This window comes from Leisingera sp. JC11 (genome assembly GCF_040704725.1).
Lineage (GTDB): Bacteria > Pseudomonadota > Alphaproteobacteria > Rhodobacterales > Rhodobacteraceae > Leisingera.
Genome location: NZ_JBFCVS010000001.1, coordinates 76,321 through 91,662, shown reverse-complemented (window position 1 = coordinate 91,662; position 15,342 = coordinate 76,321). Strand labels below are relative to the sequence as shown.

Annotated in this window: 14 protein-coding genes; 4 read left to right on the top strand and 10 right to left on the bottom strand. The window is 65.0% G+C overall.

The genetic code is table 11. The features are described 5' to 3' along the window. Positions 1-10 precede the first annotated feature (10 nt). Positions 11-808, bottom strand: coding sequence for a DUF1206 domain-containing protein (locus AB1A62_RS00475; protein ID WP_366659134.1), 798 nt, complete (start codon positions 806-808; stop codon positions 11-13). Positions 809-1,138: 330 nt separating this feature from the next. Between AB1A62_RS00475 and AB1A62_RS00470 the strand changes: the two genes are divergently transcribed. After that, positions 1,139-1,498, top strand: coding sequence for a PRC-barrel domain-containing protein (locus AB1A62_RS00470; protein WP_366659133.1), 360 nt, complete (start codon positions 1,139-1,141; stop codon positions 1,496-1,498). A 246-nt stretch (positions 1,499-1,744) separates the two neighbouring features. Here AB1A62_RS00470 and AB1A62_RS00465 read toward each other — a convergent pair whose 3' ends face one another. The 9 genes from AB1A62_RS00465 to AB1A62_RS00425 all read right to left on the bottom strand — a co-directional run bounded on the left by AB1A62_RS00465 (position 1,745) and on the right by AB1A62_RS00425 (position 11,480). Beyond that, complete coding sequence (locus AB1A62_RS00465; protein WP_366659132.1) at positions 1,745-2,686, bottom strand: 3-hydroxyacyl-CoA dehydrogenase NAD-binding domain-containing protein; 942 nt, start codon at positions 2,684-2,686, stop codon at positions 1,745-1,747. Between the two features lie 19 nt (positions 2,687-2,705). Continuing rightward, positions 2,706-3,446 (bottom strand): SDR family oxidoreductase, encoded by a 741-nt coding sequence (locus AB1A62_RS00460; RefSeq protein ID WP_366659130.1) that lies wholly within the window; start codon positions 3,444-3,446, stop codon positions 2,706-2,708. Then, entirely contained in the window at positions 3,446-4,864 is a 1,419-nt protein-coding gene (locus AB1A62_RS00455) for an aminobutyraldehyde dehydrogenase (protein WP_366659128.1), read from the bottom strand. The genes AB1A62_RS00460 and AB1A62_RS00455 overlap by 1 nt, the downstream gene beginning before the upstream one ends. Before the next feature lie 12 nt (positions 4,865-4,876). After that, complete coding sequence (locus AB1A62_RS00450; RefSeq protein WP_366659127.1) at positions 4,877-5,812, bottom strand: 3-keto-5-aminohexanoate cleavage protein; 936 nt, start codon at positions 5,810-5,812, stop codon at positions 4,877-4,879. Between the two features lie 10 nt (positions 5,813-5,822). Next, positions 5,823-6,623, bottom strand: coding sequence for an SDR family oxidoreductase (locus AB1A62_RS00445; protein WP_366659126.1), 801 nt, complete (start codon positions 6,621-6,623; stop codon positions 5,823-5,825). Continuing rightward, complete coding sequence (gene betC / locus AB1A62_RS00440) at positions 6,607-8,148, bottom strand: choline-sulfatase (RefSeq protein ID WP_366659125.1); 1,542 nt, start codon at positions 8,146-8,148, stop codon at positions 6,607-6,609. Before betC ends, AB1A62_RS00445 begins: the two co-directional genes overlap by 17 nt. Beyond that, complete coding sequence (locus AB1A62_RS00435) at positions 8,145-9,284, bottom strand: ring-hydroxylating oxygenase subunit alpha (protein WP_366659124.1); 1,140 nt, start codon at positions 9,282-9,284, stop codon at positions 8,145-8,147. Before AB1A62_RS00435 ends, betC begins: the two co-directional genes overlap by 4 nt. A 96-nt stretch (positions 9,285-9,380) precedes the next feature. Beyond that, positions 9,381-10,409 carry a GlxA family transcriptional regulator gene (locus AB1A62_RS00430; RefSeq protein ID WP_366659122.1) on the bottom strand — a complete coding sequence of 343 codons (1,029 nt, stop codon included), beginning with the start codon at positions 10,407-10,409 and terminating at the stop codon, positions 9,381-9,383. Positions 10,410-10,586: 177 nt separating this feature from the next. Beyond that, on the bottom strand, positions 10,587-11,480 hold the full coding sequence (locus AB1A62_RS00425) for an AraC family transcriptional regulator (RefSeq protein WP_366659121.1): 894 nt from the start codon (positions 11,478-11,480) through the stop codon (positions 10,587-10,589). Positions 11,481-11,681: 201 nt separating this feature from the next. Between AB1A62_RS00425 and AB1A62_RS00420 the strand changes: the two genes are divergently transcribed. The 3 genes from AB1A62_RS00420 to AB1A62_RS00410 are packed head-to-tail and all read left to right on the top strand — an operon-like array spanning position 11,682 to position 15,197. After that, complete coding sequence (locus AB1A62_RS00420; protein WP_366659120.1) at positions 11,682-12,521, top strand: SDR family NAD(P)-dependent oxidoreductase; 840 nt, start codon at positions 11,682-11,684, stop codon at positions 12,519-12,521. 35 nt (positions 12,522-12,556) lie between these two features. Further along, on the top strand, positions 12,557-13,018 hold the full coding sequence (locus tag AB1A62_RS00415; RefSeq protein ID WP_366659119.1) for a (2Fe-2S)-binding protein: 462 nt from the start codon (positions 12,557-12,559) through the stop codon (positions 13,016-13,018). Between the two features lies 1 nt (position 13,019). After that, positions 13,020-15,197 (top strand): xanthine dehydrogenase family protein molybdopterin-binding subunit, encoded by a 2,178-nt coding sequence (locus AB1A62_RS00410; RefSeq protein WP_366659118.1) that lies wholly within the window; start codon positions 13,020-13,022, stop codon positions 15,195-15,197. Positions 15,198-15,342 lie beyond the last annotated feature (145 nt).

Sequence of the window (15,342 nt, the reverse complement as noted above, 5' to 3'; positions counted from 1 at the left end):
AGCCGCCGTCTCACCCCCGCGGCTGCGGCGCGTTCAGCATATCGCTGAGGGACCGGATGCCCCGGTCATCTGCCTTTGGCACGATGCGCCAGGCCGCGTTCACAAAACACACCAGGGCAAAGGCCAGCAGCCCAAGGCACAGCAGGGTGACCAGTATCTGGCCGTATGTTTTGTCCTGCAGCCAGTCAAAGGCGGTGCCTAGGCCGCCCGCCTGGCTGCGCGAGGCAAGGAACGCCGCCTGCGCCATCAGCAGGCCGATGATTCCGATCGCAATGCCATGTGCCGCCACGCCGGCCTTCAGGGCCAAGTTCAGATGCACGGTGGCCGGGTTGCCCTTCAGGTGGCTGCGGTATCCTTCGGTCCAGGCCTTGTGCAGATAATAGCCGCCCGCAATGACCGTAAGCCCGCCTGCAACGGCGGCAATGGCCTGGCCGCCGGGCGCGGCAAGCAGGCGGCCGATCATCTGCGACCCGCCTGTGTCATTGGCGCGCCCGAACATCACGGTGATTGCCAGCACCCCGAGGCCAAGATGGATCAGGCCGGTGGTGATCATGCCGGCCCGCGCAGTCAGGCCCTTGAGATCGCTTCCGTAGTCTTCGAGATCCCAGATGCAGTCCACGGCGCGCCAGGCTGCGTAGGCGAACATGCCAAGGGCGATCAGAACCAGAACAGCAATGCCGGCGCCGCCCTGCAGGCGTCCCATTGCCTCCTCGGTGCCCTTGGCGTCGCCGCCCTGCCAGATTGACCAGAGCGAGAGGGAGGCCACCAGAAGGTAGACCAGTCCGCGCCCGGCGTAGCCGGCCCGCATGATGGGAACTGCCCAGGCGAAATCGCCGGGCGGTGACGGCGCTTGCGGCGGTTTCCCGGGGCGGGCAGGCGGAGCGGAGGGTTGCGGCATGCCGGGCCTTTCAGGTTAGCACGGGTTCATCAGGCGGGGCAGAAACGCGTGACGCGGCAGAAAGTTCCCGCTGCGGCCTGCCGCGCCCGGCGGAAAAGCGCCGCCCTTCGGCACCGCAAACCCCGGCTATGTCATAGATGAATGACGCCTGACGCGGAGGGTGGCAGGCTCGGTCTCTGTAACGAGTTGAAAACTGTGCGGTGAGTGCCATTGCACATTGTTAATGAGGAGGACTGCCAGATGAAGACGGCTCAGCCGGATTCGCAAGCTGCCCTTGTCGCGTCCCAGGACGTGACAGGGGCCAAGGTTTACAACCGCAATCACGAACAGGTGGGCGACATCGGCCATCTGATGATCGACCAGCATTCGGGCAAGGTCGCCTATGCTGTCATGACCTTCGGCGGCTTCCTGGGGATGGGAGCAGAGGAGCAAGCCATCCCCTGGAACAGTCTCAGCTATGACGCAGGGCTGGACGGCTACGTGACCGATATCACCCCTGAACAACTGCAGAATGCACCTGAACGGCCCCGCGGCTGGGAGCGGGACCGCCAGTATGAAACCCGGGCGCATGATCACTTCGGGGTTCCCTACTACTGGTAGGGGGGCTGCCCGGCCGGGAACCGGCGCGGCCGTCTTGCAGCACGTTACAGATCGCCGCTTGCGGCGAAAAATGCGATGCCATCGCGGGGCTGATCAAGGAAACTCGGGGCTCTCATGAAAGAGGCATCGGGGATGGCAGGAACGCCGCGCTGACCGGCGCGGGCCGGCAAGAGGGGGCGGCCCGCAACTCCAGATCACTGCATTCCTGATCGGCTGGAACAGCGGCCGTTGCCGCCGTTCCTTTGCTTATTCCTGTTCCTTTTCCATGTCTGCCAGGGCCCTTTGCAGCTTCACTATTTTCGCGTCGCGCTGGGCTGCAAGTTCCTCGACAGACATGTCTCCCTTCGCTTCGGCAAGGCCGTTTACAAGGATTTCGGAGACTTCAGGGGTGAGTTTCGGCGACCCGAGATCATCCCACCAGCCGTTGAAGGTATCAGCGAAATGCTCGCAGAAAGCCGCCAGCCCGCCCGATCCGGCCCCCAGGCTGAAGAGTGTTGTCGGCCCCATCACCGCCCATCGCAGCCCGGGACCCGCGGACATCGCCTTGTCGACATCGCCAACGCTGGCCACGCCGGACAGCACCAGATGGATCGCCTCGCGCCAGACGGCGGCTTGAAGCCGGTTGGCAACATGGCCGGGGACTTCCTTGTTCACCCGGATCGTGACTTTGCCGATGTCCTTGTAGAATTGCTCCGCCGCCGGCACCGCGCCCGGATCGGTCAGCCCGTTTCCCATCACCTCGACCAGGGGGATCAGGTGGGGAGGATTGAAGGGGTGGCCCAGAATGAAGCGGCCGGGGTTTTCCCACCCGGCCTGCATCTGGCCCAGCGTCAGCCCGGAGGCCGAGCTGGCCACGATCGCATCCGGCGCAACCGCGGGTTCGATTTCCGCAAAGAGGGCATGTTTGACCGGCAGCCGTTCAGGCACGTTTTCCTGAATGAAACCAGCGCCTTCAACAGCCTCCCGCGCCGAGCGCACGAAGGTGACGCGGTCCGGGTTGCCGCGCGCGGTCAGCCCCAGCGCGCCCATGGTCTGCCAGGCTTGGTCAATATAGGCGCGCACCGTGTCCTGCGCGCCTTCCGCCGGGTCGTAGACCGCAACCGACCGGCCGGAGGCCAGGAACAGCGCAGTCCAGCTGGCGCCGATAGTGCCGGCGCCCAGCACTGCGGTATGTGTGATATCTGCCATCAGAACAGCCCCGTTTCGATTAGAACAACCCGGTGTTGATTGGTGACGCAGCGGTCATGCCGCCGTCAATGGTGAACAGCTGCCCGGTGGCGAACCCGGCCTCGTCCGAGGCCAGCCAGACCGCCATGGCGGCAATATCGGCAGGCTGGCCGAACCGGTGCGCCGCATGGCGGGCCAGCGCGTCCCGGCGCGCGGCCTGCGGATCGTCCGCGAGCTCAAATCCTGCCTCCAGCATGCCGGTTTCGATCCAGCCCGGGCAGATCGCATTGCAGCGGACATCGGGGCCGTGGTCCACCGCAATGGAGCGCGTCAGCCCGTGCACAAAGGCCTTGGATGCGTTGTAAAGCGCCATGGAGGGATCCGCGGTGTTGCCTGAGATGGAACCGATGTTGATGATCGACGCGCCCTTGGACAGGACCGGAATGAACGCCCGGCACATGTTGAACACGCCCCGGCAGTTCACGCCCATGACCAGCTCCCAGTCGGCGTCGGTGCTGTCCACGACGGTTTTCTCGACCTGGACACCCGCGTTGTTGACCAGAACGTCTATGGTTCCGGCAGCCTGTGCCAGCTCTGCCACCTGCTGAACATCCGCGACATCGACGCTGTGCCAGGCAACGGCATCCGGCAGCCCCTCGGGCCGGCCGCCGCGGCCGCAGGTGATGACAGTTGCGCCCTCAGTCAGGAACGCGTCGGCAATGCCGCGGCCGATCCCCTGACGGCCGCCGGTGACCAGTGCTGTTTTCCCTGCAAGCCGCATCAGTGCGCCACCATCACATGCCGGACCGAGGTGTACGCATCGAGCGCATAGACGCTCATGTCGCAGCCGGTGCCGGAGCCTTTCATCGCCGCCCAGGGCATCTCCGGTGTGGCGATGCCGTGGGTGTTGACCCAGGTAAAGCCATAGCGCAGGCGGCTGGTCATTTCCATCGCGCGCCCGACCTTGGCGGTCCAGACCGACGACGCCAGCCCGTAGCGCCCGCTGTTGGCGATGCGCAGGGCGTCTTCGGCCTCGCTGAAACGGGAGATGGAAACGACGGGGCCGAAGACCTCGCTGGTTGCAACCTCGGCATCGTTGCTGACATTGGCCAGCACAGTGGGGCGGTAGAAATAGCCTGCGCCTTCTTCTGCCGTGCCGCCGGCCACAACCTCGCAAGCCGCGCGGGCGCGGTCGACAAACCCGGCCACACGGTCGCGCTGAGCGGCTGAGATTACCGGTCCCATTTCCGTGCCCTCGGCCTTTTGCGCACCGGTGCGGATCCGGCTGACCTGCGCCTCTATCGCCGCGACCAGCCTGTCGTAGACACCCTCCTGCGCCAGCACCCGGCAGGGCTGGGCGCAGTCCTGGCCCGCATTGAAGAAACTGCCGTAGCGGATGGTTTCGGCAACCGCCTCGATATCGGCATCGTCAAAGACGATCACCGGGGCCTTGCCGCCCAGTTCCAGATGCACATGGCGGATCTGATTGCCCGCCGCGCGCATCGCCGCCATGCCGGTGGCCGGGCTGCCGGTCACGGTGATGGCCTCCATCTGGGGGCTGTTGATCAGCTGATCGCCGACACCCGGCCCGGTGCCGTGGATCACGTTCAGCACGCCCTTCGGCAGGATCCCGTTCAGCAGCTCCGCCATACGCAGGGTGGACAGCGGCGTCAGTTCCGAGGGTTTCAGGACCACGGTGCAGCCCGCCGCGATCGGCGCCGCCAGTTTCCAGGCCGCCATCATCAGCGGGTAGTTCCAGGGTGCAATGGCGGCCACCGGCCCCACCGGATCGCGGCGGATCATGCTGGTGTGGCCTGCCACATATTCCCCCGCGGCGGAACCGGTCATGGTGCGCGCCGCGCCGGCGAAGAAGCGGAACGTGTCGATGGTCAGCGGCATCTCGTCGTCGCGGGCAGAGGGCCAGGGCTTGCCGGCATTCAGGCTTTCAAGCCCGGCCAGCTCATCCTGATGTGCCTCCAGGCAGTCCGCAATTGCCAGCAGCAGGGCCGACCGTTCCGCCGGCGTTCTGCGCGAAAAACTCCCGAATGCCTCCTCGGAGGACCGCACCGCGGCTTCCACCTGTTCCGGGCTGGCTTCACGCACTTGGGTGATCTCAGTCCCGGTGGCCGGATCGGTGACCGGCAGCGCCGCTCCGTCACCGGCAACCAGTTCGCCGTTGATCAGCATCTTAGTCTGCATGGTCTCTCCCCCTTAGAATGCGACCTGATCGCCGCCCTTCAGGCCCAGGCGCGCGCGCGCCTCTGCCGGGGTGGCAACCTTGTGGCCCAGGTTTTCGATGATGCTGCGGATCTTCCTGACCTGCTGCGCGCTGGACACGGCTTTTTCCCCGGGCCCGATATACAGGCTGTCCTCCATCCCGACGCGGACATTGCCGCCCAGCAGGGCGCTTTGGGTGGTGAAGGGCATCTGGTGGCGCCCGGCCGCCAGAACCGACCATTCATAATCGTCGCCGAACAGCTTGTTGGCGATGGTGTGCATATGCATCAGGTTGTCCAGATCGGCCCCGACGCCGCCCAGGATGCCAAACACCATCTGCACGAAGATCGGGCCGTCGATCCAGCCCTGGTCGCGGATCCAGGCGAGGTTGTAGAGGTGGCCCAGGTCATAGCATTCGAACTCGAACCTGGTGCCGTGGCCCTGACCCAGTTCCTTCAGGCAGTACTCGATATCCGCAAATGTGTTGCGGAAGATGAAGTCGCGGGTCATCTCCAGGAATTCCGGCTCCCAAGCGTGTTTCCAGTTTGAATACTTGTCCTTCATCGGGAAGATGCCAAAGTTCATCGAGCCGATGTTCATGCTGGCCATCTCGGGCGAGGCGCGGGTGGCGGCGCGCAGGCGCTCCTCGCGGGTCATGCCCAGCCCGCCGCCGGTGGAGACATTCATCACCGCATCGGTCGCCTGCTTGATCCGCGGCAGGAAGTCCATGAACAGATCCGGGTCCGGATCGGGCTTGCCGGTTTCCGGGTCGCGCGCATGCAGGTGGATGATCGACGCTCCCGCCTCCGCCGCCTCGATCGAGGCCGCGGCGATCTCGCCGGGCGTGATGGGCAGATGCTCGGACATGGTCGGGGTATGGATCCCGCCGGTCGGGGCGCAGGTGATGATGACGGATTTCTGCTTGGCCATGGCTGCGTCCTCAGAGCTTCATTTGCTGCACCTGGGCAGACAATCCGCCGTCCAGCACCCACAGCTGGCCAGAGGCATAACGCGCCTCGTCCGAGGCCAGCCAGTTGACCAGGTTGGCGATATCCTCCGGGGTCCCGTAGGTACGCATCGGATGGACATCGCGCACCGCCTGCTGCAGCTGGTCAATCGTCTTGCCACCGCCGCCCGAGCCGTCGCCGGTGAAGAAGCTTTGCAGCATCGGCGTGTCGATATAACCGGGGCAGATGGCGTTGACGCGGATGCCCTCGGGGCCGTGGTCGCAGGCCATCGCCCGGGTCAGCGCATGCACCGCGCCCTTGGTCGCGCAATAGGCGGCAAGACCGGGATCGGCGATGAACCCGTCGTAGGAGCCGAAGTTGATGATGCTGGCGCTGCTGCCCGATTTGGCCGCGGCGCGCAGCAATGGCAGCGCGTATTTCGACGCCAGGAAGGTGCCGGTGCAGTTCACCGCAAAGCTGCGGTTCCAGTCCTCCAGCGTGGTGTCCTCGATGGTCTTTTCAATCTCGATCCCGGCGGCGTTGACCAGAATGTCCAGTCTTCCGGAATCTGATTTCACCTGCTCCATCGCGGCAGTGGCATCGGCCTCCTGGGTGACATCCAGCCTGACGAAAATGCTGCCGTCCTCGTCATGCGCCGCTAATGATCCCTGCGGGGTCAGGTCTGCCGCATAAACCCGCGCGCCTTCGCGCAGAAACCGCGCAACAATTGCGCGCCCGATGCCGCCGCGGCCGCCGGTGACCAATGCGGTTTTGCCTTCAAGTTTTCCTGTCATCTGTGTTCCCCGGGTTCAAACGGTAATGCTCAGCCGCAACGGTCCAGTCCATGTGGTTGCGCACATACTGCTGGCTGGCGTCGGAGGGCGGGTTGTAATCCCAATGCTCTCCGGCTCCGGCCTCCATTGCGGCATGCAGGATGCGGCGGGATTTCTGGGTGGCAATGATGTTGCGGCGCAGCTCCTCGCTGTTCCAGCGTCTGCCGGCCTCCGCCGCAAAACCGGCGGCGGCCTCCGCATAGGCCGGATCGGTGGCAAGGTTTCTGGTCTCCAGCGGATCCTTGGCCAGATCATAAAGCTGCGGCGGATCGGCGTCGCAGTGAATGTACTTGAGGCTCCCGCGCCGGATCATGAAAACGGGGCAGGGGGTCATCTCGGCGCAGTATTCGCCGATCGCTTCATCCGCCGGGTCCGCGTCACCGCGGGCCAGCGGCAGCAGCGACCGGCCGTCCACCGGTTCACCCAGGATCGCCGCATCGCCGCCGGCGATGTCCACGAACGTGGGCAGCAGGTCGATCAGCGAGCAGGCATTGGCGGCTGTGCCCTGCGCGATGCCCGGCCCTGCCATCACCAGCGGCACCCGGGCGGAGTGCTCAAAGAAGTTCATCTTGTACCACAGCCCGCGCTCGCCCAGCATGTCGCCGTGGTCGGCGGTGACGATGATGATCGTGTCCTCACGCGCGCCGATGCCGTCGATGGCTTTGACGATTTCACCCACCTTGCTGTCGAAATAGCTGACATTGGCCAGATAGGCGCGGCGGGCGCGGCGCACTTCCTCCTCGCTCAGGGGGACAACACTGGCTTCAATTCCGTCCATGACACGGCGCGAGAAAGGGTCCTGTTCCTCAAAGCCAGGCACATATTCGGGCATCGGGATCTCTTCACCCTCATAAAGATCCCACCACTCGGGTTTGGCGACATAGGGGTCGTGCGGATGGATGAAGCTGGCCACCAGGCAGAACGGCGTCTCCTCCCCCGCCGCCCGCGCGCGGCCCCGGTCGATCAGCCAGCGGCGCGCGGCAAATCCGACTTCGTCATCGTAATCGGTCTGGTAGGTGGCAACCGCGACACCGCTTTCCTTGACCGTTTCCATGTTGTGATACCACTTGCCGATGCGCTCATCCGGCGCCTCCCAATCCGGGGTCCAGGCAAAATCGGCCGGGTAGATGTCGGTGGTCACCCGGTCCTGAAACCCGTGCTTCTGGTCCGGGCCGACAAAATGCATCTTGCCGGACAGGCAGGTGCGGTATCCCAGCGCCTTCAGATAATGGGCAAAGGTCGGGACCGAGGCGCGGAATTCGCTGGCGTTGTCATAGGCGGCAATGCGGCTGATCAGCTGCCCGGACATGAAGGCGAAGCGCGACGGCGCGCACAGCGGCGAGTTGCAGTAGGCCGCATCAAACCGCATGCCGCGCGCCGCCAGCGCGTCGATATGCGGGGTCTTCGCCACCGGGTGGCCATAGGCGCCGGTCCAATGCGGCGCCAGCTGGTCGGCCATGATGACAACGATATTAGGCTGCGTCATCCCGCGGCCCCGGCATATGCCTCCAGCACCAGCCCGTGGAAATGGTGCACCGCGTGCTCTGATTTGCCCGACCCTGTGGGGTCGTTGACGATGCGCCCCTGGGTGAAGGCTGGCGTATTCATGCCGCGCTGGACGCTTTCCACCAGATTGATGTCCTCGACCTGCAGCACCTCATCCAGGTAGCGGATGGCGTCCAGTTCGCCCGCGTCGGGTTGCGGCGTTTCCAGGAAGAAATCATAGGTCTCCAGCGTCCGGTCCGGCCCGACGGGAATGATGTTCAGGACAATCATGCTGGACCGCCCCGGATAGCGCATCAGGCAGGTGGTCGGCCACAGCCACCAGACCGCATGGGTGCGCACGGTGGCATTGGACACGTCATAGGCCGTGTTCGCGGATTTCCCCGCATCCGCCATGTGGCTGGAGTAAATCCCGTGCGTGGTCACCTTGTAGGTGTCCATGTCCACCAGATCGCAGAAATCCTTGTGCGCGGTCGGGCAGTGGTAGCATTCCAGGAAGTTGTCGACGACGTTCTTCCAGTTCGACTTGATGTCATAGGTCAGCCGGTGGCCGAAGGTCAGCTGATCGATATCCGGCGCCCAATGGCGGATTTCGGTTTCCAGATTGCCGGACTGCTCTCTGAGCGGCGCGGCGGTTGGATCCAGGTTGACGTAGACAAAGCCCGCGAACTCCTCGGCCTGCACCTGATCCAGGCAGATGTCACCGGTGCTGAAATTCTCCAGATGTTCGGTTTCCGGCGCCCGCACCAGCTGGCCGTTCAGCTTGTAGACCCAGGCATGATAGGGGCACATGATGCGGGTGGTGCTGCCTTCGCCGTTCAGCAGCTCATGCGCGCGGTGCTTGCAGACGTTGTAAAAAGCGCGCAGCACGCCCTCGCGGTCCCGGACCACGGCAACCGGCTGGCCCGCAATATCAATGGTGACATAGGACCCGGGGTCGCGCAGCTTCTCCACGTGGCAGACCCATTGCCAGGACTTGGCAATGATTTCGCGCTGATCGGCGGCAAACCATTCCCGCTGAACGTAGGCATCAGCCTTCAGCGATTGCGAATTGCCCGCATCGGCGGAATAGCCGTCAGCGATGGTTGCGAACTGGGCCTTGGTCGGTAGGTCTGTCACGCCGAACACTCCTTTGCCTGCCTGTTGAGGGCGTCAAAGATATGTTCGGCGAAAAACCGGCACCCGTACGGAACTCAAATCGCCGTCAATTGAACTTCATTCGCCATTCTGCGGGGCTTTTGATGGCCGGTACATGGGCCAGGCCCGGAATTCAAAGGGCACTCTTCCCTCGATCCGGTCTTGCCTTGGCGGCAGCCCGAACCGCTGCTTGTAAGCGCGCGCAAAGTGCACATGGCTGGGAAAGCCGCAGGCCTGGGCAATCTCGGAGATCGGCAGCTCCGTCTGGGTGACCAGCCCGCGCGACCGGTCCAGCCGGATGTCGCGGTAGTACAGCTGCGGGCTTGTCCGCACGTATTCCTGGAACAGCCGGTTCAGCTGCCGCTGCGACACCCCAGCCAGCCTGCACAGATCGGGAATGCTGATCAGCGTTTCCAGATGGCGTTCCATGATCGCGATGGCTTCCCGGACCTTGGGCGGGGCGGTATTCCCCAGGGGCTCAAGCTGGGCGTCGGTCTGATGCGCGCCGGGGCCGCGCAGATTCTGGTAGAACAGATATTTCGCACAGTCGTTTGTCAGCGCGCCGCCAACGATCCCGTGCAGCAGGAACAAGGCGAATTCTCCCGCGGCAGAGCCGCCGCAACAGGTTCCGGTACTGCCTTCGTGCAGAAACAGATCCTCGCTGACCTCGGTTTGCGGGTATTTTTCCCCGAAGGCATCGATGTGCTCATAGTGAACGGTCGCCCGCCGACCCCGCAACAGGCCTGCCTCGGCCAGGATGAAGGCGGCTGTATCGAGCCCGGCAATATAGCTGCCCGTCCGCGCGTGTTTCCGTATCGCGGACAGCAAAGGTTCGCTGGAGAAGGCCTCGGGCGTCCAGCTGCTGGAAACGGCAACGATATCGGGCTGCGTTTGCTTCAGCGTTTCCAGCGGCTGGGTGGCAATTTCCAGGCCATTGCTGGCCCGGCAGAGCGCCCCGGCCTCGCTGGCGATATGCCATTGGAACAGCTGCTTCCCGGCCAGATAGTTCGCGGCCCGGAACGGGTCCAGAAACGCCATCGTCGCCGCGAGGTTGAAATGCGGTGTGACCAAGACCAGAATTTCTGTGGTTTCCCTGTTCTTCAGCATGGCCTCTACACAGCGGTTTCCAGGTTGCACGGCGGCACGTGCAGCAAACCACTCCGGCGGCGGAAACGCCAGCCTCTGGCAGACGCGGCAGCTCCAGGCAGGGCAACGTTTTCCGGGCTTCGGGGCGTAGGTCAGAGGAGCCGCGACCATGTAAAGCGCGGCCCTTGCCAGAGCGGTCTAGTCGGCGGCCGGCAAAGACGGCAGTTTCTCGTGCCGCGGCGGAACCCCGAATTTCCGCACGTATTCCCGGCTGAACTGGGTCGGGCTTTCATAACCGACATCGTAGGCCGCCGAAGCCACCGACTTGCCGCCGCCCAGCAGCAGGCGGCGCGCCTCCATCAGCCGCAGCTCCTTTTGGTATTGCAGCGGCGTGGTGGAGGTCAGCGCCTTGAAGTGCTCGTGAAAGGTGGACTGGCTCATGCCTGCCTCCGCGGCCAGATCGGCCACCGGCAGGGGGGACTTGTACTGTTCACGGATCAGGGCAATCGCCTTGGTGATCCGGCTTGCCGGACTTTCGTGCAGCAGCAACTGGCGTAGCATCCCGCCGTGCTGGGCGCGCAGCAGGCGGAAATGGATCTCCTTCAGCACCAGGGGCGCCAGCGCCTGCACCTCCACCGGGTCCTGCGCCAGCCGGAACAGCCGCCCGACCGCATCGAACAAAGCGGCATCGCCGTCCGCCACGCTCATCGAATGAGAGGACCGCCCTGCATCCGGCAGGGTGCCGATCTCGTCATAGAGGCTGCGCACCATCGCCAGATCCAGCTGCAGCGCCAGCGAGACATAGGGTTTGTCCGGCGAAGCATCGATCACCCCGGCCGACACCGGCAAGGCATGGCTGACGATCAGCGATTTGCCGGCGCCGTAGCGGACCGTTCGGTCCTCCAGCTGCGCCTCCTTGGCGCCTTGCAGGACCAGGCACATCACCGGCTCATAGATCATCGCCTGAAATTCAGTCCGCTTCTCGCTGCAAAAGGCAAAAAGCCCGCCCACGCCGGTTTCGCAGCCGGTGTCCAGGGCGCCTTGCTCCCGGACAAATGCCGCAACATCGGAAATCAGGTCCTGCGGTACCATCGGCGCTCCTCCTCTTTGATCAGACTATAGGCGGGCAGGGGCAGGGGAAGAACCGCAAATCCCGGCATCCCGGAGGATCAGGCAGATCATCCGGAGGATCGGGCACAGGAACCGGCCCGGCGGGCACTAGGTTAAGGTCCAGCAGCATAGCCAAAGCCCGGCGGTTGACCGGCAGCACGGCATTTCAGGGAGGACGCATCCATGTATGAAGACGCACTTGCAGCAGGCGGCCTGGCGGTTGTGACCGGCGGCGCCAGCGGGGTTGGCTTTGCCGCCGCGGAACGCTTTGCCCGGGCCGGGCTGGGCGTGGTTCTGGCCGATCTGCCGGGCGAGGCGCTGGATCAGGCGGCTGAGAAGCTGCGCAGCCTGGCCCAGTCCGGAGCAGTGGTTCTGGCCGTTCCCACCGATGTCAGCGACGCAAAGGCCGTTCAGGCCCTGGCGGATGCTGCCTTCGCCGCGGGCGAGGTGGCGGTGCTGATGAACAACGCAGGCATCGGCCGCCCCTCCGGCAGCTGGGAAGAACCCGAGGCCTGGCGCGCGATGATCGAGGTGAACCTGTTCGGCGTGCTGAACGGCGTGCAGGCCTTTTTGCCGCGGATGATCGCCGCCGCACGCCCGGCGGTTGTCATCAACACCGGCTCGAAACAGGGCATCACCACGCCGCCGGGCAACCCGGGCTACAATGTCTCCAAGGCCGGTGTGAAGGTGCTGACAGAGATGCTGGCGCATGACTTGCGGCAGGCGGATGCGCCGGTCACTGCGCATCTGTTCGTCCCCGGCTTCACCTATACCGGCATGGTCGCCCGCCACATTCCGGAGAAGCCCGCCTCTGCCTGGACCTCGGAACAGACCGTGGATCACCTGCTGACGCGCATGGCAGCGGGCGATTTCTACATTCTTTGCCCGGACAACGACGTGACGCCGGCCCGCGACCGGCGCCGGGTTGCCTGGGCCCTGGGCGATATCCTGGAGAACCGCCCGGCCTTGTCGCGCTGGCATCCCGACTACGCCGGTGCCTTTGCAGACTTCGAAAAATCCTGAACCAGAAATTCCAGCCAAGGGGAGGCCCCATAGCCATGGCACTATCACTGAAACTCAACGGCCGGACGCATCAGGTCGAGGCCGAGCCCGGAACCCCGCTGTTGTGGGTGATCCGGGATGAACTGAAGCTGACCGGCACCAAATTCGGCTGCGGCGTCGCCGCCTGCGGCGCCTGCACCGTGCATCTGGACGGTCAGCCGGTGCGCTCCTGCCAGACCTATGTCGAGGACGCCGAGGGCGCCGAGATCACCACGATCGAAGGCTTGAACTCCAAGGTGTCCAAGGCCGTGCAGGACGCCTGGGTCGAGCTGGACGTGGTGCAGTGCGGCTACTGCCAGTCGGGCCAGATCATGTCCGCCGTGGGGCTGCTGAGCGAAAACCCCAAGCCGACGGTGGAAGAGATCGACGATTACATGAACGGCAACGCCTGCCGCTGCGCCACCTACCAGCGCATCCGCGCCGCGATCCAGCGCGCATCTGAAATGATGGAGGCCTGATATGACCCTCAATACCTCCCGCCGCGGCTTCCTGAAATCCGCTGCCGCCGCTGCTGCGGTTCTTTATGTCGGCGTCCGTCCCGACGGCGCTTTGTCCGCGGGCGCCGCACCGGCGCAGCTGAACCCGTTTGTGAAGATCGACGCAGACGGCACCGTCACCGCCATCGTGAAGCACTTCGAGAAGGGGCAGGGCCCGGCCACCGGCCTCACCACGCTGATCGCCGAGGAGCTGGGTGTTTCGATGGAGGACATCCAGTACGAATTCGCACCCTCCGACCCCTCGCGCTATGCCAACCTGGCGTTCGGCCAGATGCAGGGCACCGGCGGCTCCACCGCGATGGCCAATTCCTTCCTGCAGTACCGCCAGGCCGGGGCCGCCGCCCGCGAGATGCTGATAAAGGCCGCGGCCGAGGCCTGGGGCGCCGACCCGGCAGAGCTGACCCTTGAAGACGGCCTCATCAAGGGCGCCGGCCAGGAGGCGCCGCTGGCAGGGTTTGTTGCCGCCGCTGCGCAGATGGAGGCCCCGGCAGAGCCGCGGCTGAAGGACCCCAGCGAATTCCGCCTGATCGGCAACGCCTCGGTCAAGCGCAAGGACTCCCTGCCCAAGACCAATGGCACCGCGATGTATGCGATGGATCTGCATCTGCCGAACCAGATGGTTGCGGTGATCATCCGCAGCCCGCGCATGGGCGGGCTGGCCAACGGGTTTGACGACGCCGGCGCCAAGGAAGTCAAAGGCTACATCCGCGCTGCCGTGCTGCCCAATCAGGCGGGTGTCGCGGTCTATGCCGAGGACACCTGGGGCGCGTTCCAGGCCCGCGAAGCGATCACCGTGGACTGGGATTTCACGAACGCCGAAAGCCGCAGCTCTGACCAGATCCGCGAGGAGCTGCTGGCCGCGGTGAACAGTGACCCGGAGTACAACGTGACCGGCACCGACCAGGCCGCCACCGCGGCGCAGATCGAGGGGGCCGCGAAGGTGGTGGAGCAGACCTTCTACTTCCCGCTGCTGGCGCATGCGCCGATGGAGCCGCTGACCTGCACCATCGAGGCCGATGAGGACGGCGGCGTCACCCTGCACGACGGCTGCCAGTTCCCCACCGGCCCGCATATGGCGATGGCGCAGATCTTCCAGCTGCCGATGGAGAAGGTCCGCATCAACACGATGTTTGCAGGCGGCTCCTTCGGCCGCCGCGCCACACCCACCGCGGATTACCAGGTGGAGGCGGCACTGGCTTTTGCCCTGACCGACCGCTCGCGCCCGGTGAAACTGGTCTGGTCGCGCGAGGATGACATCACCGGCGGCTATTACCGCCCCGCAGTGGCGCATAAGGTCCGCGTGGGCCTGGACGCGGACGGCAATATCGCCGGCTGGGACCACCGCATCGCCGCGCAGCCGATCCTGAAAGGCACCGCCTTCGAGAGCATGCTCGTGCATGACGGCGTCGATCACAGCTCGGTCGAGGGCGTGGGTGACAGCCCCTACCGGATTCCCGGGCAGCATGTCGGCCTTACCGATGTGGCCAAGGCAACCACGGTTCTGTGGTGGCGCTCGGTCGGGCACACGCACACTGCCTATGTGATGGAGACAATGCTGGACGAGGCCGCCCGCGCCGCGGGTCGCGACCCGGTCGAATTCCGCCTCGCCCTGCTGGAGGGCGGCGGTGCCGACCAGCAGCGCCTGGCAGGAGTGCTGAAACTGGCCGCCGAGAAGGGCGGCTGGGGCAGCGCGCCGGAGGGCCGCAGCCAGGGCATCGCCGTCCACAAGAGCTTTGGCAGCTATGTGGCCGAACTGGTGGAGATCTCCGGCAATGCCGATGACGGGGTGAAGATCGAGAAGGTCACCTGCGCGGTGGACTGCGGCATCGCGGTCAACCCGGATGTGATCAAAGCGCAGATGGAGGGCGGCATCGGCTATGGCCTGGGCCATGTGATGCGCAACGAGATCACCCTGACCGGGGGCGAAGTGGACCAGTTCAACTTCCCGGACTACGAGCCGCTGCGGATCGGCGACATCGGCGCCATCGAAGTGCACATCGTGCCCTCCGCCGAGATGCCCACCGGGGTTGGCGAGCCCGGCACGCCGCCCTCGGCCCCGGCGCTGGCCAATGCCATCGCGGTCAACGGCCCGCGGGTGACGGCGCTGCCGATGAACCTGAACGGCGTCAGCTTCGGCTGAACCGCAGCCTGCACCGGACGGTATCCAGTCCGGTGCAGGCAATTCGGCGCAGGACGGGTCTCAGCTGTGTCCGTGCAAACTGTTCAGCCTCCCGCCGGTTCTGATGAAAAGCAACGGCTGTGCCATGGGCACGGCGCCGAAGCGC